The following is a 22,852-nucleotide window of genomic DNA, read 5'->3' on the forward strand; positions in this document are numbered from 1 at the left end:
GAACCCGTTCGTCGGGTCGGCGCGACCGACCGGTGTCTTTCTTCCTCCGAAGGGACGGGAATCATGGTCGGCCTTGGTGCCCTCGCCCGCAAGATGTTCGGGTCGGCGAACGATCGTCGCGTCAAGGCGTATCGCGCCCGCGTCGCTGCCATCAACGCTCTCGAAGCCGAGGTCTCGGCGCTGTCGGACGAGGCGCTGCGCGCCCGCACCGACGACTTCCGCCAGCAGATCGCCAACGGCCGCTCGCTCGACGATCTCGTCGCGCCGGCCTTCGCCACGGTCCGCGAGGCGGCCAAGCGCACGCTCGGCCAGCGGCATTTCGACGTCCAGATGATCGGCGGCATGGTCCTGCACGAGGGCCGCATCGCCGAGATGAAGACCGGCGAAGGCAAGACGCTGGTCGCGACGCTGCCGAGCTACCTCAACGCGCTCGCCGGCAAGGGCGTGCACGTCGTCACCGTCAACGACTATCTCGCCAAGCGCGACAGCGACTGGATGGGCCAGATCCACCGCTTCCTCGGCCTCGAGGTCGGCGTCATCGTGCACGGCCTGACCGACGACGAGCGCCGCCGCGCCTACGCGGCCGACATCACCTACGGCACCAACAACGAGTACGGCTTCGACTACCTGCGCGACAACATGAAGTACGACCGCGCCTCGATGGTGCAGCGCGGTCACGGCTTCGCGATCGTCGACGAGGTGGACTCGATCCTGATCGACGAGGCGCGCACGCCGCTGATCATCTCCGGTCCGCTGGAGGACCGCTCGGAATTCTACAACACCGTCGACACCTTCGTGCTGCAGCTGGTGCCGGAGGACTACGAGGTCGACGAGAAGCAGCGCACCGCCGCCTTCACCGAGATCGGCAACGAGAAGCTCGAGAAGCTCCTCGGCGAGGCCGGCCTGCTGCGCGAGGGCTCGCTCTACGACATCGAGAACGTCTCGCTCGTCCACCACCTGCAGCAGGCCCTGAAGGCCCACAAGCTGTTCCAGCGCGACAAGGACTACATCGTCCGCGGTGACGAGGTCGTCATCATCGACGAGTTCACCGGCCGCATGATGCCGGGCCGGCGCTATTCCGACGGTCTGCACCAGGCGCTGGAGGCGAAGGAACACGCCGCCATCCAGCCGGAGAACCAGACCCTCGCCTCGATCACCTTCCAGAACTATTTCCGCATGTACGGCAAGCTCGCCGGCATGACGGGCACGGCCTCGACCGAGGCCGACGAGTTCATGGACATCTACAAGCTCGAGGTCGTCGAGATCCCGACCAACGTCGGCGTCGCCCGCGTCGACGACGACGACGAGGTCTACCGCTCGGTGCTCGAGAAGAACCGCGCGATCGTCGAGCTCATCCGCGACTGCAAGAAGCGCGGCCAGCCGGTGCTCGTCGGCACCACCTCGATCGAGAAGTCGGAGACGCTCGCCGACCTCCTGAAGTCCCAGGGCTTCCGCCAGCGCGACTTCTCGGTGCTGTTCGACTCCTCGCACGCTGACGACGAGCTCGTCTTCCAGGTGCTGAACGCCCGCTATCACGAGCAGGAAGCCTTCATCATCGCCCAGGCCGGCGTGCCGGGGGCGGTGACGATCGCCACCAACATGGCCGGCCGCGGCACCGACATCCAGCTCGGCGGCAACGCCGAGATGCGCTTCCGCGAAGAGCTCGCCGACATGCCGGAAGGGCCGGAGCGGGAGGAGCGCGAGAAGCGCATCCGCGACGACATCGCCCGCCTGAAGGCAAAGGCACTCGCCGCTGGCGGCCTCTACGTCATCGGTACCGAGCGCCACGAGAGCCGCCGCATCGACAACCAGCTGCGCGGCCGCTCCGGCCGCCAGGGCGACCCGGGCCACTCGCGCTTCTTCCTGTCGCTGCAGGACGACCTGATGCGCATCTTCGGGTCCGACCGCATGGACGGCATGCTGCAGAAGCTCGGCCTGAAGGACGGCGAGGCGATCGTCCACCCGTGGATCAACCGGGCGCTGGAGAAGGCGCAGCAGAAGGTCGAGGCGCGCAACTTCGACATCCGCAAGAACATTCTCAAGTACGACGACGTGATGAACGACCAGCGCAAGGTCATCTTCGAGCAGCGCATCGAGCTGATGGGCGCCGAGGATGTCGGCGCCATGGTCGCGGAGATGCGTCACGAGGTGATCGACGGCCTGGTCGCCAAGCACATTCCGGAGAACGCCTATCCGGAGCAGTGGGATGTCGAGGGCCTCGCCGCGGCGGTGCGCGACACCCTCAACCAGGACCTGCCCGTCGCCGACTGGGCGAAGGAAGAGGGTATCGCCGACGAGGAGGTGCGCGAGCGCCTGAAGGCGGCCGCTGACGTCGCGATGGCAGCGAAGACCGAGCGCTTCTCGCCGGACATCATGCGCCAGATCGAGCGCGCGGTGCTGCTGCAGACGCTCGACCACCTGTGGCGCGAGCATCTCGCCACCCTCGACCACCTGCGCTCGGCGATCCATCTGCGCGGCTACGCGCAGCGCGATCCGCTGAACGAGTACAAGTCCGAAGCCTTCACGCTGTTCGAAGCGTTGCTGTCCAACCTGCGCACGCAGGTGACCTCGCAGCTCGCCCGCGTCGAGCTCGTGCAGTCGCCGCCGACGATGCCCTCGGACGACGACCTGCCGATGATGGAGGCCCATCACCTCGATCCGTTCACCGGCGAGGACGAGATGGCACTGGCCGACGAGGCGATGGGGGGCGTTGCTCTCGCCCCGCCACGGCGCGAGGCGACGGCGCGGAACGCGAACGACCCCTCCACCTGGGGCAAGGTCGGCCGCAACGAGGCCTGCCCCTGCGGTTCCGGCAAGAAGTACAAGCACTGCCACGGCCAATTCGCCTGAGGGCGGGGCCACCGCTAGAGGGGCCCGATGGCCGAGACCACGACCGGGGCCGCGCTTGAGGACTGGCTGCTCGACAACGCCCTGAGGGCGGTCGTGCTCGACGACCTCGTCGACGGCATGGCCCGCCGCGTTCTCGCGGCCGGCGTGCCCATCCGGCGCTGCTCTGTCGCCTGGTCGATCCTGCATCCGCTGTTCGACGCCGAGGCCGTCACCTGGACGCGAGCCGACGGGCCGGTTCTCAGCCAATTTCCGCACACCCAGCGCGAGCGCGAGGCGTGGTCGAAGAGCCCGATCCGCCACATGCTGGCGAACGGTCTCGAGACCCTGCGCCGCCGCCTCGCCGGTGCGGCGGCGGAGCTTGACTTCCCGCTCTGCGAGGAACTCGCGTCGGTCGGCGACACCGACTACGTCGCCTTCACGGTCCGCTTCGACATCCCGAAGATCGTCGACGAGGACCGCGGCATCGTCGTCAGCTGGACGACCGACCGCTCCGGCGGCTTCACCGACGGCGACATCGCGATGCTGAGCCGCCTCAACCGGCCGCTCGCCATCACCTGCCGCGGAGCCTTGCTGTCGCGCATCGCGAGCAACATCGCCGAGACCTATCTCGGCCGCCGCGCCGGAGGTGATGTGCTCGCCGGCCGCATCCGCCGCGGCGATGGTCACACGATCCGCGCCGTGATCTGGTACTCGGATCTGCGCGGCTCGACGGCGCTGGCCGAAAGCCTCGCGCCCGACGCCTACATCGCGATGCTCAACCGCTACTTCGAATATACCGCCGGCACGGTGATGGATGCCGGCGGCGAAGTCCTCGACTTCATCGGCGACGCGGTTCTCGGCGTCTTCCCCGTCGTCGACGGCGCCAGCGTCGAGACGGCGGCAGCCGCCGCCACCGAGGCCGCCGACGCCGCCGTCAGCCGCATCGCGCCGATGACGGAAGCCTCGCCCGCCCTCGACTTCGGTGTCGCGCTCGCGGTCGGCGACGTCATGTTCGGCAACATCGGCATTCCCAACCGGCTGTCCTTCTCGGTGATCGGCAGCACAGTCAACGCCGTCGCCCGCATCGAGAAGATGACGAAGCAGATCGGCGAGCCGGTGCTCGCGACCGAGCACGTCGCCCGCACTGCCCCGGCTGACTGGCGCGCCGTCGGCAGCTTCCCGCTCGACGGCTTCGGTGCCCCCGTCCCGCTCCACGCGCGAGCCCGTCCTTGATCCATCCTCTCCGCGTGCTCGTGCTCGCCAACCCGAAGAGCGGCCGGGCAGCCCAAGGCCTCGCCGCGGCTCTCAACGTCTTCGTCGAGGCGGACGTCGACTTCCAGGTCGCCCGGCCGCGTTCGGCGGAGGCGATGAAGGAGGCGATCCGCACCCGCGGGCCGGACTTCGGTGCGGTGGTGATCGCGGGCGGCGACGGCACCGTGAATGCCGCCGCCGGCCCGATGGCCGACATCGACCGGCCGATGGGCATCCTGCCCTTCGGCACCGCCAACGACCTCGCCCACACCCTCGGCGTGCCGGTGTCGCCCACCGCCGCTGCGGCGGTCATCGTCGCCGGTCACACGCGGCGGATCGACCTCGGCCACGTCAACGACCAGGTGTTCGTCAATGCGGCGAGCCTCGGCCTGCCGGTGACGGTGGCGCAGAGCCAGGATCCGGAGCTGAAGCGGCGGCTCCGCGGCTTCAGCTACGTCATCGCCACCATCCGGGCGCTGCGGACCATCCGGCGCTTCACCGTGCGGATCACCGTCGACGGCGAGCGGAGCGAACTGAAGGCGTTGCAGGTCACCGTCGGCAACGGCGAACGATTCGGCGGCGGCATGCGCGTCGGCTCGAGCCCGGCGATCGACGACGGCCTGCTCGACGTCTTCGCGATCGAGGCGGAGACCATCGCCGATCTCATCCATGCGGCGCCGGCGATCCGCTTCGGGCTGCAGGACAAGAACCCGCACACCCGCACCTTCCGCGGCCGCGACGTCCGCATCGAGACGAACCGGCCGATGCCGATCAACACCGACGGCGAGATCTCGACGGAGACCCCGGCCGACTTCTCGGTGCAGCGCAGCGCACTCGCGGTGTTCGTGCCGGCGGGGGGCTGACCGGCAACGACGGCGGCGGCAAGCGGTTCAGCGGCGGTTCAGGCGGCCGGTGGCACAAGGCGAGGGTAAGCGAAAGCCCCATCGCGGCCACAGCCGCAGGAGAAGACCCGTGCACCCCCGCCGAAACCTCGCCCCGCGACCGCTGATCGACCTCGTTCTGGTGGCTGCCGTCGTCGGGCTGCTGATGGCCGCCTACGCGGTCGCGGACTGGCCGTGGCCCGTCGAGTTTGCCGCACCGGCGGTGCAGACGGACGTCTCGGCCCCGCCGGCGACCGCGAGCATCCCGACCGCGTCCATCGTCTGAGCGCCGCCTGTGACCGGGGCCGTCAATCGGGCCGGTTCGCGTGTGGCGCCCCGCGGCGACGCCCGTCACATGGACCAGCGGCGGCGTCGGTCCGCCGCCGCGATCAGCCGCCGAACAGCGAGCCGAACGCCTTCGAGAGGAAGTTGCCGTTCTCCGCCGGCGGTGCGGCGGCCGTCTCGGTCAGGACGACCGGCGCAGCAGCCGCATCGGCCGGAGCGGCGGCAGCGGGAGCGGCATCCGCCGGAGCGGCGAGGCTCGGCGCCGCCGCAGGAGCCACCTGCACGGCGGCCATGTCGGCAGTCGGAGCGCCGGCGGACGCGACCGTGCTCACCGCCACCGGCGGCGCACTGCCGGCATTCGCGGCGGCCGCGGCATCCGACGAGCCACCCCCGGCGAACGAGAACATCGAGCCGAAGAAGCCGCCGACGCCCTCGGGCTTCGCCGAGGCGACGGCCGTGGCCGACGGCACGCGGCCGGGGGCGGCGATCGGCAGCGGCACGCCCGAGGCGATCATGATGCGCGTCGCCTCGTCCGGCTCCTCGCCGGCGGCGGGCGCGGCACCCGGTGCCAGCGGCACCGGACCCTTGTCCTTGGTCTTCTCGATGGCGCTGGCGATCATCAGATCACGCGCCTTGTTCTCGTCCATCTTCTGCTGCTTCGCCTTCATCGCGGCGACGATCTGGCGGACCGCCTCCTCGTCCTTCTGCTTCTTCGAAGCGACGGCGATGGAGATTTCCTGCGGCACGTCGAGGATCGGGCAGGCGCGGCTCGGATCGAGGCCGCGGTTGGGATCGGCGGACTTGGCGTTGAACACGTACTGGCGGCCGCAGACATCGACCTTCGGCTCGAGGCGCGTCACCTCGAAGTGGTCGTAGCCTTCCTTCAGCATCTGCCAGAACGGCATGTTCGGATTGCCCTCGTGCTTGGCGAGGTTCTCCGGCGTCATCTTGAAGGGGAAGGCCTGCACCTGGAACGACCGCTGGCCACCCCTGAACGCCTCGCGACCGAGCGCGTAGATGTCCTGGATCTGCTTGTCCTCCATGGCGTAGCAGCCACGCGAGGAGCACGCGCCGTGCACCATCAGGTGCGAGCCGGTGCGGCCGTGCGAACGGTCGTAGGCGTTCGGGAAGCCGAGGTTGAAGGCGAGGTGGTAGCTGGAGTTCGGGTTCATCAGGCCCGGGGTGATCATGTAGAAGCCTTCCGGCGCCTGCCGGTCGCCTTCCTTCACCTTCGGGCCGAGATCGCCGGACCACTTGCAGATCTCGTAGGTGTTGAGCAGGGCGAACTTGCCGTCCGGGCCCTTCTTCCAGACCTCGAGCTCAGATTCCTGCTTGAACAGACGGATCAGGATCGGCGAGGCCGCGCTCATGTTGAGTTCGCGCATCTTCGCGAGCGTGGCGGGCGCGATCGGACGGTTCGCCTTGGCACCGCCACCGCCATAGCCGACCTCGTCGGCCTGGCACCCGGCGAGCACGAGGGCCGCTGCGAGGACGGCGCCCTTGGCGAGCGCACCACCGCGGCCCTTGAGGGCACCGAAGGAGAACGAGCGGCGCTGCGGAGCCGGAGGCACCGCGGCGAGCGAGTGAGCGTCTGGCGTTGTCGGCATGAGATCCTGCAAAGCCGGCGTTCCCTGGCCCCCCGGCCTATCCGACCTTAGGAGCGCAATCCTTACCGAGTCGTAACCATATCGCGCCGCGACGGGAGGCGCGAGAGGCCTCTTCACTCGGGCGGGAATGCGGCGAGCGTGTGGCCGCCCGCCGGTGTCCGCCCGCTCGTGCTCAGAGGCCGCGGCCAATCGCGAGGAACTTGGCACGCCGGGCCTGGCGCACTGCCGCCGCGTCCTGGCCGGCATAGCTGCCGAGCGCCCGCTCGATCGCGTCACCCACCGCCGCGATGACAGCCGCCGGTGCCCGGTGGGCGCCGCCGACCGGCTCCTTGACGATCTCGTCGACGACACCGAGGCGGACGAGGTCGTCGGCGGTGATCTTCATGTTGGTCGCCGCGTCGGGCGCCCGCGCCGCGTCGCGCCACAGGATCGAGGCAGCACCCTCCGGCGAGATGACGCTGTAGACGGAATGTTCGAGCATGATGACGCGGTTGGCAGTGGCGAGCGCAATGGCGCCGCCCGAGCCGCCCTCGCCGATGACGACGGCAACGTTCGGCACGCCGAGGGCGAGGCAGGCCTGGGTGGAGCGGGCGATCGCCTCGGCCTGGCCGCGCTCTTCCGCGTCGATGCCGGGATAGGCGCCAGCGGTGTCGACGAGGGCGATCACCGGAAGCCCGAAGCGGTCGGCGAGTTCCATGACACGCACCGCCTTGCGGTAGCCCTCGGGCCGCGCCATGCCGAAGTTGTGCTTGATGCGGCTCTGGGTGTCGTTGCCCTTCTCCTGGCCGAGGACGGCCACGGGCGTGCCGCGGAAGCGGCCGAGACCAGCGACGATCGCCGCGTCCTCGCCGAAGCCGCGGTCGCCGGCGAGCGGCGTGAACTCAGTGACCAGGTGGGCGATGTAGTCGATCGCGTGTGGCCGGTCGGGATGGCGGGCGACCAGCGTCTTCTGCCACGGCGTCAGCTTGGCATAGACGTCCAGAAGGGCAGCGGCGGCCTTCGCCTCGAGCTTGCCGATCTCGTCGCCGACGTCGACCGACTCGCCCTGTGCCGCGAGCGCGCGAAGCTCCTGCACTTTGCCTTCGAGATCGGCGACCGGCTTCTCGAAGTCCAGATAGCTTCTCATCGTCCCGTCCGCTGCTCCCCTCGCTGCCCCATGCGGCCGGACGTTGGCCAGCCGAGCGCGGCAAAGTCAAGGCGAAGGGGACGTGCGAAAGGCGCCAAATCGGCCTCGCGCAAGCCCGCGCTCAGCCGACGCCCTCATAGACGACGTCGGTCATCATGCCGGTCGCCATGTGGTAGAGGTTGTGGCAGTGGAACGGCCAGCGGCCGGGGTTGTCGGCGTCGAAGACGACCTTCACCCGCCCCATCGGCGCCACCAGTACCGTGTCGCGCACCGCACCGGCGAGCGGCGTCCCGTCGATCTCCACCACCTGGAAGGCATGGCCGTGCAAGTGCATCGGATGCGCCATCATGGTGTCGTTGAGAATGTCGAGCATCACCCGCTCGCCGCCGCGCACGTGGATCGGCGCCGGCTTCGGCCAGAACGCGCCGTTGAGGGACCAGGCGTAGGGCGCCATGCCGCCGCCGAGGTCGATGCGGACCGTCCGGTCGGCCGCCCGCACCGGCAGCGGCTCCATGGCCCGCAGGCGGCGCTCCAGGACGAGGTCGAGCGGCGGCGCCTGATCGGCGGCCGCACCAAGCTTCGCGACGGCCGCGCCCGGAGCGGCCAAGATCAACCCCGTGCGGGCGACGTCGCCTTCGCGTTGCGCCAAGACGGGCACGACTCTGCCGGCCGGCACGTCGACGAGAAGATCGATGCGCTGTGCCATCGACAGCGGGAAGCGCGTGCCGGCGACGGGGACCACCGGCGTGCCGTCGACGGCGATCAGGCTCGCGTCGGCACCGCCGAGGTCGATCCAGTAGGCGGTGGCGGCGAAGGCGTTGATGATCCTGAGACGGACCCGCCCGCCGCGATCAGTTCGCACCACCTCGGGGTCGGCGAGCGTGCGGCGGTTGGCGAGGTAGGCGTCGTAGTCGACGTCGTTGAGATCCATCACCATGCCGGCCGGCATCCCGCCGCCCGTCATGTCGTGACCCGCCATGCCGTGCCCAGCCATGCCATGTCCGGCGTGCGGATCAGCCGGGGCCGCCGCCTTGCCGTGACCCGCGTGCGGGTCGACCGGTACGGCCATGCCGTGGCCGGCATGCGGGTCGGTCACCGTCATCGCGGCGGCACCGTGTCCGCCGTGGCCGCCGTGGCCGCCGTGCCCGCCGTGGCCGCCACCCGCCGTCAGGCCGGCGAGGATCTCGGCCGGGTCGCGGAAGGTGAAGTCCTCGAGGATCAGCACCACCTCCTGTATGTCGGCCCGCACGTCCTCTGCCGTCCGCACGATCAGCGGCGCCGACAGCAGGCGCTGTTCCTGCAGGCCGTGGTGCGAGTGCATCCAGTGCGTGCCCGGGCGGGCGGCATAGTCGTAGGGACGGCGCCCGCCGGCGGCGATGGGCGTGATCCCCGGTCCGGCGACCCCGTCCTCGCCGTCGGGCGGCGTCTGGCCGTGCCAGTGGATGATCGTCTCCTCACCGAGTTCGTTGACGAGATCGAAGGCGAAGCGTGCGCCGGGCTCCAGCACGGCGCCGTCGCGCCCGCCCGGCCCGGCGATGCCGAACACCGTCGCCGCCTTGCCGTTCACCTCGAGCGTGCGCTTGCCCGCCACGAGAGACGGCGCCGCCGCGCGTACAGGCCCGATCCCCGGCAGAGCGGCCGCGGCGGCGAGGCCGGCGCCGGCGGAGATGAGCGTGCGGCGGGTGAGACCGGGGGAAAGCGGGTTCTCGATCATCGTCTCGATCCGTTCGCGGTCTGTTGGGCGCGCGGCTCGGCCGCTGCCGTCACTGCGGATGGTGGTGATGGCCACCGGCGGGCGCCGTCTCCTCGCCCGCTGCGGCCGGCGCGTCGGCGTAGCCGCGCAGCACGTCGTAGCGGTGGATCTGATGGCGGGTGAGCACGGCCGCAGTCTCGACATGGGCCGCGAGATGGACACCCCGCAGCCGACCGGCGAGCAGGCCGATCTCCGCCGTCAGGCGCTCCACCGCCGGCGCGTCGAGCCGGCGCATCGCGAAGCCTTCGTCGAGCGTGCGCTCGGCGGCGACGATCTCGGCACCGAGACGCCTCGCCTCGGCCCGCATCGCCGCCTCGATCGCCGCGAGGCGCCGCATCTGCTCGGGCGTCAGGCCGAGTTCGGACGAGAGCTCGCGCGCGTGCATCGGCCCGGGATGGCCGTTGAGCTCGGCGGCCCGTGCCAGTCCCATGCCGCGGCCGGCGGCGAGATCGTCGAGCTCGGCGGCGGAAAGCGCCTTCACGGCCCGCGTCGTGTCGCCGGCATAGGGCGACGGCGACGCCGCCCACGCGGGCGCAGAGGCCGCCACCCCAGCCGTCGCGGCGAGTGCCACCAGCGGCAACTGGAAGGGTCGGAAGCGGATGGTGACGCGGCGGGCCATGGGCGGTCTCCTGTTCGGATCGGCGGTGGCTACCTGTCGGTACGGCCCAGCACGTCGATCAGCTCACCGATCTTGCGGCGCTGCTCGTCCGGGTCGCCGGAGGCGATGGCGTGCTCGACGCAGTGGGCGACGTGATCCTTCAGGACCTCCTCCTCGACGCGGCGGAGCGCCGCACGGACGGCGGCGATCTGCGTCACCACGTCGATGCAGTAGCGGTCATCCTCCACCATGCGGGAGAGGCCGCGGACCTGCCCCTCGATGCGGGAGAGGCGCTTCAGACAGGCGGATTTGGTTTCGGTCTGCATGACTGGACATATACCCCACCAGGGTATATTTGACAAGACGAGCATACCCCGTGAGGGTATAGAGCCGGGGATGACGGAGACAAGCGATGGCAAACGAGCGCAGCGACGGCGGACACGGCCGGGCTCACGCGGGGCAGACGGGACACGGTCACGCGCCCGCCGACGCACCGGCGCCGTCGAGCTGCTGCGGGGGGAGCGCCAAGGCGGCCGCGACCGGTCCCGCCGATCACGGCCATGGCACCCATGACCACGGCATCCATGACCACGGCGCCGACGGTCACGCCGGACACAGCCACGGCGCCCACGGGCACGACACCGCCCCCGCCGTCGACGACGGCCGCGTGCTCGATCCGGTCTGTGGCATGCGCGTCGACCCGCAGACGGCGAAGCACCGCTTCGAGCACGAGGGCCAGCCGTATTTCTTCTGCAGCGCCGGCTGCCGGACGAAGTTCGAGGCCGATCCGGGCAAGTATCTGAACAAGGCCGACGCGCCGCCGCCGGCCCCGATGCCGGAAGGCACCGTCTACACCTGCCCGATGCACCCGGAGATCCGACAGGTCGGTCCCGGCTCCTGCCCGATCTGCGGCATGGCGCTCGAGCCGGACGTGATCACCGCCGACAGCGGCCCCAACCCCGAGCTCGCCGACATGACGCGGCGGTTCTGGATCGCGCTGGCGCTGACGCTGCCGGTGTTCGTCCTCGAGATGGGCGGCCACGTCCTGGGCCTGCACCTGTTCGATGCCCGCACCTCGACGTATGTGCAACTCGCCCTGTCGACGCCGGTGGTGGTGTGGGCCGGCTGGCCGTTCTTCGAGCGCGGCTGGCAGTCGATCCAGACGCGCAACCTCAACATGTTCACCCTGATCGCGCTCGGCACCGGCGTCGCCTTCGCCTACAGCCTGGTGGCGACGCTGGCACCGGAGGTCTTCCCGCCGAGCTTCCGCGACGCCCACGGCGCGGTCGCCGTCTATTTCGAGGCTGCCGCCGTCATCACCGTGCTCGTGCTGCTCGGCCAGGTGCTGGAACTCAAGGCCCGCGACCGCACCTCCGGCGCCATCAAGGCCCTGCTCGGCCTCGCGCCGAAGACCGCCAGCCGCATCCGCCCCGACGGCACCGACGAGGAGGTCGACCTCGACGTGATCGCCGTCGGTGACCGCCTGCGCGTCCGCCCCGGCGAGAAGGTGCCGGTCGATGGCACGATCGCGGAAGGCCGCGGCACGCTCGACGAGGCGATGGTCACCGGCGAGCCGATGCCGGTCGAGAAGGAGACGGGCGCCGCCGTTGTCGGCGGCACCATCAACCGGGCCGGTGGCTTCGTGATGCGGGCCGAGAAGGTCGGCCGCGACACGCTGCTCGCGCGCATCGTCCAGATGGTCGCCGAGGCGCAGCGCTCGCGGGCGCCGATCCAGCGCCTCGCCGATCGCGTCTCCGGCTGGTTCGTGCCGCTGGTCGTCGCCGTCGCCGTGCTCGCCTTCGCCGCCTGGTCGCTGTTCGGGCCGGAGCCGCGCATCACCTACGCCCTGGTCGCCGCCGTCTCGGTGCTGATCATCGCCTGCCCGTGTGCGCTCGGGCTCGCCACGCCGATGTCGATCATGGTCGGCGTCGGCCGCGGCGCGCGCGCCGGCGTGCTGATCCGCAACGCCGAGGCACTGGAGCGGCTGGAGGCCGTCGACACGCTGGTGGTCGACAAGACCGGCACGCTCACCGAGGGCCGGCCGGCGCTCGCCGCCGTCCGCACCCTCGGCGCCCTCCCGGAGGACGAGGCGCTGCGCCTCGCCGCCAGCCTCGAGCGCGGCAGCGAGCATCCGATCGCCGCGGCCGTCGTCGCCGGGGCCGCCGCGCGTGGCCTGGTGCTCGCCGAGGCGACCGGCTTCGACAGCGTCGCCGGCAAGGGCGTCTCCGGCACTGTCGACGGTCGGCGGGTGGCGATCGGCAATGCCGGCTACCTGCACGGCCTCGGCATCGACGTGACGGCGGCGGTCGAGGCCGCCGAGGCGCTGCGCCGCGACGGCGCCACTGCCGTCCTCGTTGCCGTCGACGGGCAGGCGGCCGCGGCGCTCGCCGTCGCCGATCCGGTGAAGCCGTCCGCCGCCGCGGCGATCGCCGCCCTGAAGGCCGACGGCCTGCGCGTCGTCATGCTGACCGGCGATGGCCGCACCACGGCGGAGGCCGTCGCCCGCACCCTCGGCATCACCGAGGTGGAGGCGGAGGTGCTGCCGTCCGACAAGCGCCTCGTCGTCGAGCGGCTGCAGAAGGCCGGCCGCGTCGTCGCCATGGCCGGCGACGGCGTCAACGACGCCCCGGCGCTCGCCGCGGCCGATGTCGGCATCGCCATGGGCACCGGCACCGACGTCGCCATCGAGAGCGCCGGCGTGACGCTGGTGAAGGGAGACCTGTCCGGCATCGTGCAGGCGCGGAAACTCTCGAAGGCGACGATGGCGAACATCCGCCAGAACCTCGTCTTCGCCTTCGTATACAACGCCGCCGGCGTGCCGATCGCCGCCGGCATCCTCTACCCCGTCCTCGGGCTTCTTCTCTCGCCGATGCTCGCCGCCGCCGCGATGGCGCTGTCGTCGGTGAGCGTCATCGGCAATGCCCTGAGGCTGGGGCGGGTAAAGCTTTAGGAGGCGACGGCAGGGGCGGCGAGCAGCCGCTCGGTCAGCCGCACCCAATAGCTGGCGCCGACGGGAAGGAGCGCGTCGTTGAAGTCGTAGTCCGGGTTGTGCAGGCTCGGGCCCGGGCCGCTGCCCAGCCAGAGATAGGCACCGGGCTTCACCTCCAGCATGTAGGCGAAATCCTCCGAGGCCATGGACGGCTGCGGATCGGTGATCACCTTCGCCGATCCCACGGCCGCACCGGCGGCGGCCTGGGCGAGTGCGACCTCGGCCACCGTGTTGACCGTCGTCGGATAGCGATAGTCGTACCAGACCGTGCCCGTCGCGCCGTGCGCCGCGCAGATGCCGGCGGTGACCGCGCGGATCCGCGCCTCCACCAGGGCGCGCACCGCCGGCAGGGACGTCCGCACCGTGCCGCGCAGCACCACCTCGGGCGGGATGATGTTCCAGGCATCGCCGCCGTGGATCTGCGTGACGCTCACCACCGCCGCGTCCAGGGGGTCGAGGTTGCGGCTCGTGATCGTCTGCAGCGCCGAGACCAGTTCCGCCGCCACCACGATCGGATCGATGCCGAGATGCGGCATCGCGCCATGGGCGGCGCTGCCCTTGATCGTCAGTTCGAACACGTCCGACGCCGCCAGCATCGGACCGGGTCTGGCGGCGAAGGTGCCGAACGCCTGCCCCGGCCAGTTGTGCAGGCCATAGACCTGCTGCATCGGGAAGCGCTCGAACAGGCCCTGCTCCACCATCACCTTGCCGCCGCCGGCCATCTCCTCTGCGGGCTGGAAGATGAAGTGGACGGTGCCGGCGAAATCGCGCGTCCTGGCGAGGTGCTGCGCGGCGCCGAGCAGCATCGTCATGTGGCCGTCGTGACCGCAGGCGTGCATCTTGCCGGGAATGGTCGAGCGGTAGGGAAGGTCGGTGGCTTCCAGGATGTCGAGCGCGTCCATGTCGGCGCGCAGGCCGATGGCCGGGCCGGGCTGGCGGCCCTGCAGCGTCGCGACGATGCCGGTGCCGGCCAGCCCGCGCTGCAGGGGGATGCCGAAGCTCTCGAGCTTTGCGGCGACATAGGCCGAGGTGCGGTGCTCCTCGAAGGCCGTCTCGGGAAAACTGTGCAACTCCTGCCGCCAGGCGGTCAGATCGGCGTGGGCGTTCACGATCTCATCGACGAGCGGCATTCTCGATCCTCAACCCTCAGCGTCCGCGCTTGCACCACGGGCGGCGCCGACGGTGCGACAATGGCCCGGCCCGACACCCCTGCCAAGCCGTTTGCACCCGCTGTAAGCCGCTTTCCGATGCGCCATCGAGGCGGATGCCGATGTCGACGGGTCCCGACGTCCCCGCCACTGGAGGGCGTGCCCGTCAGGATGTCGGGGCGCCTGCCGTCACGGCCGGCTGCGCCAGCGCCGCCAGCGCCTCCGCGATGTCGACGGAGGGCGCGTAGCCCAGCAGGGCGGCCGCGCGGGAGATATCGAGCGGGCCGACGCAGCCGTCGTCGTCGCGGCCGCGATCGGCGATGACGGACAGCACCGGCGACGGCATCTCGGCCAGCAACAGCCGGACGACCTGTTCCTCGGACAGATAGGTGCCGCCGTTGATGTTGACCGGCGTGAAGCCCACCGTCGTCGTCGCCACCGCCAGGCACACCGCGCGGGCGGCGTCCGACACATGGACGAACTGGCGCATGTTGGAGCGCGTGTCGGTGACCTCGATGGCGGCACCGGTCCGCGCCGCATCGAGGGTCTGCGAGATCAGATAGGGCGTCACACGGCCGGCGCCGAACACCGAGGAAATCCGCAGCGCGATGGTGGCGATGCCGTGGCTCGCCGCATAGGCACGCAGGATCGCCTCCGCGGCGAGCTTGCTGGCGCCATAGGCGTCGCCGGCGCCGAGGGGGGCCTCTTCGCCCACCGGCGCGCGCGTCGGCGCCTCGGCATAGACCGCGTTGGGCGACAGGAAGACGAGGCGGGCGACCCTGGCCTGGCGCATCGCCTCCGCGACGTTGAGGGTGCCGGCGACGTTGATGTCGAACATCAGCGCCGGATCGCCGGTCGCCAGCATGGCGCCGGAGATGGCGCCGCCATGCACGACGATGTCGGGCGCGAGATCACGGATCATCGCAACTACGGCCGCCCGGTCGCGCAGATCGAGCGGCAGCACCCCATGCGCAGCGGCGAGGTCGCTTCCGGTCACGTCGTGCCCGGCTTCGCGCAGGCGCGCGACGACGGCGCGCCCGATGAAGCCGCTGGCGCCTGTGACGTGGACCCGCTTCACGGCGCGGGGTGTTCGGCGCGCCAGTGGGCGGCGATCTCCGCGCTGGTGCAGATCCAAACGTCGTCGTGGCGCGCGACATGGTCGAGGAAGCGCATCAGGCCGGTGATGCGGCCAGGCCGGCCGATCAGCCGGTCATGCAGTGCGAGCGACATCAGCTTCGGGCTGGTGGCGCCCTCGGCATACATGACGTCGAAGCAGTCGCTCATGTAGCGGGCAAAATCATCGCCGCTGGAGAAGCCGCTGTTCTGGTTGAAGCGGTTGTCGTTGGTCTCGAACGAATAGGGCACGACCAGATGCTGGTGGCCGTCGACGTCGACCCAGTAAGGCAGTTCGTCGTTCAGGGCGTCCCGGTCGTAGGTGATGCCGCCGTGCTCGACGAGAAGACGGCGCGTGTTGGCGCTCGGGCGGCCCGTCATCCAGCCGGTCGGGCGCACGCCGGTGACGCGCTCCAGCGTCTCGATGGCGAGGCGGACGTGCTCCCGTTCCTCGGCTTCGGGCATGACCTGGTAGTCCAGCCAGCGATAGCCATGCGAGACGAGTTCATGGCCGTCGGCGACGAAAGCGCGGGTGAGATCGGGGTTTGCCTCGGCCGCCTTCGCCACCGCCAGCAGGCTCACCTTGATGCCGCGCTCGCGGAACAGCCGCAGCAGGCGCCAGCCGCCGACGCGCGAGCCATACTCGAACACGGTCTCGACCATCGGACTGCGCAGGCCGGTCAGGGCCGGCTGGCCGATGTCGTTGAGGACGTCCTCCGACTGGCCGTCACCCTCCGCGAGCGATCGCTCGCCGCCGCCTTCGAAATTGAGGTTGATGTTGAGCGCGATGCGCGCGCCGTTCGGCCAGCGGGCGTGCGGAGGATGCTCGCCGTACCCCAGGAAATCGCGCATCGACATCGGGTCCGTCCCCCTCGGCATTCATGCAAGTCAATTGCGTAATACGCAACTCACCGACGCGACACAAGGCTTGGCGGCGCGGCGGACACCACGCATGCAGGTTCTGGACCTTCAGGCGGAACGCTGGCGGAGCGACACCCGTGCGCGCTGGCCCCAGGCACTGCACACGGCGGCTTGCACGCCAGCTAGTCGCGCTTGTCCAGGGCCGTGGCGAGAGCCGCATCGCAGGACGACAGCAGCCCGCGCGTCAGGCGCGTCAGCGTTTCCAGATCGCCGGCGGCGAGCGTGCCGAACAGCGTGTCGTTGACGCTCACCTGCAGCGGGGCGATGTCGTCAAGAGCTGCCCATGCCTTGTCGGTGAGCACCAGCATGACCCGGCGGCGGTCGACGGCGTCGGGGCGCTTCTCCAGCAGGCCCAACACCACCAGCCGCCGCGTCTCGGTGACGACGAATGGAACGCTGACCCGCAGTCGCTCGGCGAGGTCGCCGACCGTCACGTCGTCGCCGAGCTGGGAGAGCGTCATCAGCATGTTGTACTGCGGCGGCGTCAGGCCCATGCCGCGGGCGATGCCCTCGCGGATCTGCTGCAACCGGGCCGAAAAATCCACCAGGTCGCGCACCGTGTCGCGGAACGGGCGGTCGCTGCCGTCCACCAGCAGAGCGGCGCGTGATGTCGTCAGGGGTGCGGCCCGGGCCGGCGCGGCCTGCTTGTCATCTGCCAACTGATTCACCCGTCACGCGCCAACCGGCGTCTGCGTTAGCGCAAGCCGACATCACACGCAAAGTGCCTCCAAGACAGGCAGGCCCGGCCGGATTTATATAATTGACATAGCTAAGTTAGTTATCGATCATTCGTCAACGCCGGATGCCGAGGGCCCGCTCATGTCGAAATCAGCCGAGAGCCATCTGCGCAGCCTGAACGACGGCCGCTGCGTCTACATCGACGGCGCGCGGGTGCAGAACGTCGCCGATCATCCGGCCTTCCGCAACGCCGCCCGCACGGTCGCCGACCTCTATGATGTTCAGTCTCTGCCCGAGAACATCGGAAAGATGACGATCGAAGCCGGCAACGGCGCGCGCGTCAGCCGTGCCTGGCATCTGCCGACGCGCTACGAGGAACTCGTCGCCCGCCGCGAGGCGCTGGTCGCCTGGGCCGAGGTGCATCACGGCTTCATGGGGCGGGCGCCCGACCATGTCGCCTCCACCATCGGGGCCATGTACATGGGCCTCGATGTCTATGCGGCGCATGCTGGCGGCAGGCCCGGCGTGGTCAGCGACTATTATCGCTACGCCAGCGAGAACGACCTCTACATTTCCTACGTCGTCATCGACCCGCAGGGCGACCGCTCCCGGTCCACCGGCTCCGAGGGCAACGCCGACCTGGCGGTCGCCATCGTCGACGAGGATGCCGGTGGCATCACGGTGCGTGGTTCCAAGATGCTCGGTACCGGCGCGGTGCTGTCCAACGAGGTGCTGGTCACGACGCTGCGCCCGCTGAAGGACGACGAAGCCCGCTATGCCTTCACCGCCGCCGTCCCGCTGAACCTGCGCGGGATCAAGCTGCTGTCGCGCCGGTCCTATGAAGGGGCGGCCTCGTCCGCATTCGACTATCCGCTGTCGAGCCGGTTCGATGAGAACGATGCGCTGCTCTACTTCGACGACGTGAAGATCCCGTGGGACCGCATCTTCGTGCATCGCGACACCCGGGCCCAGCTGGCGCAGTGGCACGACACGCCGGCCCATGCCTACCAGAACTACCAGTCGGAGATCCGCCTCTTGGTCAAGCTGCGCTTTCTCGTCGGCTTGGCGCGCAAGATCACCGAGACCATCGGCACGTTCAACTATCCGCAGGTGCGGGAGACGCTCGGCGAACTCGCCGCCCACGTCGGGATGATCGAAGCCTTCGTCTACGGCGCCGAGGCCAAGGGGCGTCACCGCGGGAAGTACTTCCTGCCCGATGCGGGCCTGATCTATGCCGCACAGGTGCAGTCGCAGCTGCTTTACCCCAAGATCATCCATGCCTTGCGCGAACTTTCCGGCGGCGGCGTGCTCATGCTGCCGTCCTGTGTCGAGGACTTCGAGCACCCGGACATTGCGCCGCTGATCAAGCGGACACAGTACTCCCCCGCCATGAGCTCGCAGGAACGGGTCAAGCTGTTCAAGCTGGCCTGGGATGCGATCGGCTCGGAATTCGCCTCACGCCATGCGCAATACGAGATCTTCTATTCCGGTCCGCGCACGGTGACGACCGGGATGGCCTTCCGGACCTTCGACTGGGCGAAGGCGAGCGGCGCAGTGGATGCGATGCTGGGAAGCTATGGCACGCCGGACCTGGCCACCGACGCCGTGCCCCCCGCAGCGACCTCGGCTTCGCCTCTCGCTCGAACCCCCGCCCCGCTGGTGGCGTTGGCGCACTGAGGACCGCGATGGACCCCCTCATTCTCGAAGGCATCACGGTCGCGCCGGGGACGAGCGTGCGCGCACAGCTGCCGGCGCTGGAACTGGCGGATGGCACGGTGGTGAACCTGCCGCTGCTGCTCATCAACGGCGTGCGGCCCGGCCCGCGGCTCTACATCGGTGCCGGAATCCACGGCGACGAGGTCAACAGCATCGCGCTGGTGACGCGCGCCCTCGCCCGCGTCGATCCGGAGCAGCTGACCGGCAGCATCGTCTGCGTGCCGGTTCAGCAGCCCCTCGCCCTACAGGCGGACCATCGCCTGCCGCTCGCCCAGTTTCTGAAATCGCCGCTCGACCAAGTGCCGGCCGACGCCTGGACCTGCTTTCCCGGCGACGCGAATGGCAACATCGCCCAGGTGATGGCGGCGACGCTGTTCCGCCTGATCACCCGGTGCGACTACGCGCTCGACGTCCACACCCCGACGCGCGGCGGCAAGTATGTTCCGATCGCCATCCTGCCCCATCACGGGCTCGGCCCCCACGCGGCCAGAGCCGAGGACATGGCGCATGCCCTTGGCACCGGCTGGATCATGCGGGGTGAGCACGGCATGTACATCAGCGACGGGATCTTGTGCGTGGAGGCCACCCGGGCCGGCGTCCCGTCTCTGACCTTCGAGATCGGCGAGGGCGGGCGGCTCGACATCGAGTTCGTTGAAATCGGCGCGGACTGCGTGCTGAACCTGCTGCGCTCGCTGGGGATGATCGGCGGCGAGCCCGTGGCCCCGGCGCAGACCCATGTGATGCGTGACTTCCTCGGCATCCGCGCCCAGCACGGCGGACTCCTGATCACCGAAGTCGCACTCGGGCAGCCGGTCGTGCGCGGTCAGGTCCTGTGCCGCATCTTCAATGTGTATGGCGACGAGGTGGAAGTGGTGACGGCGCCGGAGGACGGCCTGTTCGTTCGCGCCACCACGCTCAGCACGGTATCGCGCGGCGAGCGCGTCGCCACGCTCGGACTCGTCTGACCCCCAGGCCACGCAGGCCGGTGGCGCCCGTTGGATCGCAGGCGGGCGCAAAGACCCGCCCGATGGGCAAAAAAGCGGCAGCCCCCTTCCGCCAACATCAGCAATACCCTCGCGGCCGCCTGGCACGCGGATTGCTTCATTGCGTCTTATGCAAGTTGACTTGCATATCGATAAAACGAAATTGCCGTCTTGCTCCGGTGGGTACAGCGGCTTGCCTCAGCGACAATCACGGAGTCGAATAATGAGCGTTCGCCTGTCCTTCACATTCGCCGCGGCAGTTTCCGCGAGCCTCCTGTCTGCCAATGTCGCCTCGGCGTCGATGGACCCGGCCTGCGAGCCGGACAAGCTCGCCACCAAGTATCCGGCCCTCGTCGGCAAGACCGTCACATTCGGAGCCGACCCGCAGACCCCGCCTTACGTCGCACGCGACCCGGCCGACTTCGACAAGCTTCGCGGCATCGCCGTCGATCTGGCAAAGGTGGTGATGGATTGCGCCGGCGCGAAGTACGAATTCGTGCTCGGCGCCTGGTCGGGCATCCTGCCGGCGGTCACGTCCGGCCAGATCGATGCGATGTGGGACGACCTCTACTACAAGCCGGACCGCGCCAAGAACATCGACTTCGTCATGTACATGGGAGCCGGCACCGGCGCCCTCGTCTCGTCTGGCAACCCGAAGGGTGTCGCCTCCCTTTCTGATTTCTGCGGCAAGTCCGTCGCCTATGGCGTCGGCAGCATCGAAGAGGCTGCCACCCTGAAGCAGCAGGAGGTCTGCGCGGCCGAAGGCAAGGAGGCCATCACCACCATGCCGTTCCAGGATCTCGCCGCCGGCCTGCGCCTGCTCGAGAGCGAGCGCACCGAAATCCTGATGTGGGACCTCGGCTACATCGACTTCATCGCGGCCTCCAACCCGACCAAGTACACGCGCGCCTTCTCGATCGCCAGCGGCTTCGAGATGGGCGTCGGCATCAAGAAGGGCAACGAGGATCTCGTCAGGGCCGTCTATGACGGCCTCAAGATCATGCAGGCGAACGGCACCCAGAAAGAGATCTTTTCCCGGTACAACACAGACGAAGCGCTGCAGATTCCGGTCGTCATAAAGACGGAGTGAGAAAAACAGAGCGATTGCTGCTCGTTTGTCATCACGGCATGCCGGAGCGGTCCGCCGGTCCGGCATGCCTCCGTGGGATGGCTGCCCGCACGAAGGCGGCGTCCAGGGCGCGGGACCCTCGCAGATGAAACGACTTCAAAAAGCCGGCCTCGGCACGGCGGTAACGGCACTGGTCGGCGTCATGCCGGCCCGGGCGCAGGCCCCGGCCGGAACGAGCATCGAGGACATGGCGAGCGGCCTGAGCGCCGTCGACCCTTACGCGAACATGGCGTTCGGCTGGTTCTGGGAATTCCTGTCCTACTGCGCCTCGGCGTTCCTGTGGGAGGGCGCCTGGGTCGCCGTCAAGATTACCGCCATCTCGATGACGCTCGGCCTGATCCTGGGCCTCGTGCTGGCGCTGATGCGGCTGTCCACGCTCGCGATCGTGCGGGCGGTGTCGTGGTTCTACATCTGGATCACGCGCGGCACCCCGCAGCTGCTGCAACTGGTGTTCATCTTCAACGCCCTGCCCTTCGTCGGCCTGAAGTTCGACAGCTTCACCACCGCCGTCATCGGCTTCTCCCTCAACCAGGCCGCGTTCAGCGCAGAGATCATTCGCGGCGGCATTCTGTCGGTCAACCGCAACCAGTCGATCGCGGCGTCGTCGCTCGGCATGGGTCCGTTCCTGTCGCTGCGCCGGATCATCCTGCCGCAGGCGATGCGTGCCATCCTGCCCGGCGTCGGCAACGACACGATCAGCATGCTGAAGCTGACATCGATCGCCTCTATCGTCTTCGTCAACGAACTGACTTTTCGATCGCAGCAGATCGTCGGACAGAACAACAAGTTCTTCACGGTGTTCGCCGCAACGGCGGTGATCTATCTGATCCTGGTGAGCGTCATTTCGATTGCACAGGGCTGGGCCGAGCGACGCTTCGACCTGGAGAAGGACAAGCGCAGCACCAATGACTTCGGCAGGATGTTCGGCTTCCGGCTCAAGCCCGAGGCCGCTCCGTCTCCTGCACCGATCCCGGTCGATGCGGCGGCCGACGAGACGCCGGCCGCCCGGACGGCGGCCTCGGACGATCTGTTCAAGACCCTGGTGAACGCCGACGCCGACCCGGTGCCGCGCGGCGAGCCGCTGGTGGTCTGCCGCAACGTGCAGAAGGAATACGGGTCCAACAAGGTGCTGAACGGCATCGACCTCACGGTCAACCGGGGCGAGGTCGTCGTCCTGCTCGGACCGAGCGGCTCCGGCAAGAGCACCTTCCTGCGCGCCATCAACCACCTGGAATCGGTGGACTGGGGCACCATCACCGTGGGCGGCGCCTATGTCGGCTACCAGATGCTGCCCGGCGGACAGCCGCGCCCGACGGGGCGGCTGGCGAAGGCGCGGGCGGACGCCCGCATCGCCATGGTCTTCCAGCACTTCAACCTGTTCAACCATCTGAGCGCGCTCGAGAACGTCATGGAAGCGCCGGTCCGGGTGTTCGGCATCAAGCCCGACGTCGCGCGCACGATGGCGACCCGCCTGCTCGGCGAGGTGGGCCTGCAGAACCACATCCATCATCTGCCCCACCGCCTGTCCGGCGGGCAACAGCAGCGCGTCGCCATCGCGCGCGCCCTCGCCATCTCGCCCCGCCTGATGCTGTTCGACGAGCCGACCTCGGCGCTCGACCCGGAACTGGTCGGCGAAGTGCTCGGCGTGATGCGCAAACTCGCGGATGCCGGCATGACGATGGTGGTGGTGACGCACGAGATCCGCTTCGCCCGAGAAGTCGCCGACCGGGTCGTCTTCATCGATGGCGGTGTCGTGGTCGAGGAGGGGCCGCCAGAGCAGGTGATCGACAATCCGACCCATGACCGCACGCGCCGCTTCCTTCGCGCGGTCAGTCATGGCTGACG

General features: G+C 69.4%; 18 protein-coding genes. 9 read left to right on the forward strand and 9 right to left on the reverse strand.

What is annotated here, in order from left to right; genetic code table 11:
* Positions 1 to 63 precede the first annotated feature (63 nt).
* From secA to RUR49_RS13270, 4 genes are all read left to right on the forward strand, one after another.
* Positions 64 to 2,850, forward strand: coding sequence for a preprotein translocase subunit SecA (secA, locus tag RUR49_RS13255; RefSeq protein WP_409146853.1), 2,787 nt, complete (start codon positions 64 to 66; stop codon positions 2,848 to 2,850).
* A gap of 27 nt (positions 2,851 to 2,877) precedes the next feature.
* Positions 2,878 to 4,062, forward strand: a complete 1,185-nt coding sequence (locus RUR49_RS13260) for an adenylate/guanylate cyclase domain-containing protein (RefSeq protein WP_409146854.1) — start codon at positions 2,878 to 2,880, stop codon at positions 4,060 to 4,062.
* Positions 4,059 to 4,943, forward strand: coding sequence for a lipid kinase (locus tag RUR49_RS13265; RefSeq protein ID WP_409146855.1), 885 nt, complete (start codon positions 4,059 to 4,061; stop codon positions 4,941 to 4,943). Before RUR49_RS13260 ends, RUR49_RS13265 begins: the two co-directional genes overlap by 4 nt.
* Positions 4,944 to 5,052: 109 nt before the next feature.
* Positions 5,053 to 5,247, forward strand: a complete 195-nt coding sequence (locus tag RUR49_RS13270; RefSeq protein WP_409146856.1) for a hypothetical protein — start codon at positions 5,053 to 5,055, stop codon at positions 5,245 to 5,247.
* A 103-nt stretch (positions 5,248 to 5,350) separates the two neighbouring features.
* Here the strand turns inward: RUR49_RS13270 and RUR49_RS13275 are convergent, their stop codons facing one another.
* The 5 genes from RUR49_RS13275 to RUR49_RS13295 form a co-directional block, all read right to left on the reverse strand.
* Complete coding sequence (locus RUR49_RS13275; protein WP_409146857.1) at positions 5,351 to 6,853, reverse strand: transcriptional regulator; 1,503 nt, start codon at positions 6,851 to 6,853, stop codon at positions 5,351 to 5,353.
* Between the two features lie 172 nt (positions 6,854 to 7,025).
* Positions 7,026 to 7,979, reverse strand: coding sequence for an acetyl-CoA carboxylase carboxyltransferase subunit alpha (locus RUR49_RS13280; protein ID WP_409146858.1), 954 nt, complete (start codon positions 7,977 to 7,979; stop codon positions 7,026 to 7,028).
* A gap of 121 nt (positions 7,980 to 8,100) precedes the next feature.
* Positions 8,101 to 9,768, reverse strand: coding sequence for a multicopper oxidase family protein (locus RUR49_RS13285; protein WP_409146859.1), 1,668 nt, complete (start codon positions 9,766 to 9,768; stop codon positions 8,101 to 8,103).
* On the reverse strand, positions 9,743 to 10,351 hold the full coding sequence (locus RUR49_RS13290; protein ID WP_409146860.1) for a periplasmic heavy metal sensor: 609 nt from the start codon (positions 10,349 to 10,351) through the stop codon (positions 9,743 to 9,745). Before RUR49_RS13290 ends, RUR49_RS13285 begins: the two co-directional genes overlap by 26 nt.
* 29 nt (positions 10,352 to 10,380) lie before the next feature.
* Positions 10,381 to 10,656, reverse strand: coding sequence for a metal-sensitive transcriptional regulator (locus RUR49_RS13295; RefSeq protein WP_409146861.1), 276 nt, complete (start codon positions 10,654 to 10,656; stop codon positions 10,381 to 10,383).
* Between the two features lie 86 nt (positions 10,657 to 10,742).
* Between RUR49_RS13295 and RUR49_RS13300 the strand changes: the two genes are divergently transcribed.
* On the forward strand, positions 10,743 to 13,280 hold the full coding sequence (locus tag RUR49_RS13300; RefSeq protein ID WP_409146862.1) for a heavy metal translocating P-type ATPase: 2,538 nt from the start codon (positions 10,743 to 10,745) through the stop codon (positions 13,278 to 13,280).
* On the opposite strand, the gene RUR49_RS13305 is transcribed toward RUR49_RS13300, so the two are convergent.
* The 4 genes from RUR49_RS13305 to RUR49_RS13320 form a co-directional block, all read right to left on the reverse strand.
* Positions 13,277 to 14,449, reverse strand: a complete 1,173-nt coding sequence (locus RUR49_RS13305; RefSeq protein WP_409146863.1) for a M20 aminoacylase family protein — start codon at positions 14,447 to 14,449, stop codon at positions 13,277 to 13,279. The genes RUR49_RS13300 and RUR49_RS13305 overlap by 4 nt on opposite strands.
* A 184-nt stretch (positions 14,450 to 14,633) precedes the next feature.
* The gene (locus RUR49_RS13310) at positions 14,634 to 15,545 is read right to left on the reverse strand and encodes an NAD-dependent epimerase/dehydratase family protein (protein ID WP_409146864.1); all 912 of its coding nucleotides are present in this window, start codon (positions 15,543 to 15,545) and stop codon (positions 14,634 to 14,636) included.
* Complete coding sequence (locus RUR49_RS13315) at positions 15,542 to 16,438, reverse strand: polysaccharide deacetylase family protein (protein WP_409146865.1); 897 nt, start codon at positions 16,436 to 16,438, stop codon at positions 15,542 to 15,544. The genes RUR49_RS13310 and RUR49_RS13315 overlap by 4 nt, the downstream gene beginning before the upstream one ends.
* A 185-nt stretch (positions 16,439 to 16,623) precedes the next feature.
* Complete coding sequence (locus RUR49_RS13320; RefSeq protein ID WP_409146866.1) at positions 16,624 to 17,160, reverse strand: MarR family winged helix-turn-helix transcriptional regulator; 537 nt, start codon at positions 17,158 to 17,160, stop codon at positions 16,624 to 16,626.
* A 160-nt stretch (positions 17,161 to 17,320) separates the two neighbouring features.
* Between RUR49_RS13320 and RUR49_RS13325 the strand changes: the two genes are divergently transcribed.
* From RUR49_RS13325 to RUR49_RS13340, 4 genes are all read left to right on the forward strand, one after another.
* Positions 17,321 to 18,856, forward strand: a complete 1,536-nt coding sequence (locus tag RUR49_RS13325) for a 4-hydroxyphenylacetate 3-hydroxylase family protein (protein ID WP_409146867.1) — start codon at positions 17,321 to 17,323, stop codon at positions 18,854 to 18,856.
* Positions 18,857 to 18,864: 8 nt separating this feature from the next.
* Positions 18,865 to 19,860, forward strand: a complete 996-nt coding sequence (locus RUR49_RS13330) for a succinylglutamate desuccinylase/aspartoacylase family protein (protein WP_409146868.1) — start codon at positions 18,865 to 18,867, stop codon at positions 19,858 to 19,860.
* A gap of 241 nt (positions 19,861 to 20,101) precedes the next feature.
* Positions 20,102 to 20,968: a transporter substrate-binding domain-containing protein gene (locus RUR49_RS13335; RefSeq protein WP_409146869.1), complete on the forward strand. Its 867-nt coding sequence runs from the start codon at positions 20,102 to 20,104 to the stop codon at positions 20,966 to 20,968.
* 124 nt (positions 20,969 to 21,092) lie between these two features.
* Positions 21,093 to 22,850 carry an amino acid ABC transporter permease/ATP-binding protein gene (locus tag RUR49_RS13340; RefSeq protein WP_409146870.1) on the forward strand — a complete coding sequence of 586 codons (1,758 nt, stop codon included), beginning with the start codon at positions 21,093 to 21,095 and terminating at the stop codon, positions 22,848 to 22,850.
* The last annotated feature ends 2 nt before the right edge of the window (positions 22,851 to 22,852 follow it).

The sequence above is a fragment of the Pseudoxanthobacter sp. M-2 genome, assembly GCF_046156265.1.
Taxonomy (GTDB): domain Bacteria; phylum Pseudomonadota; class Alphaproteobacteria; order Rhizobiales; family Segnochrobactraceae; genus CAMDHY01.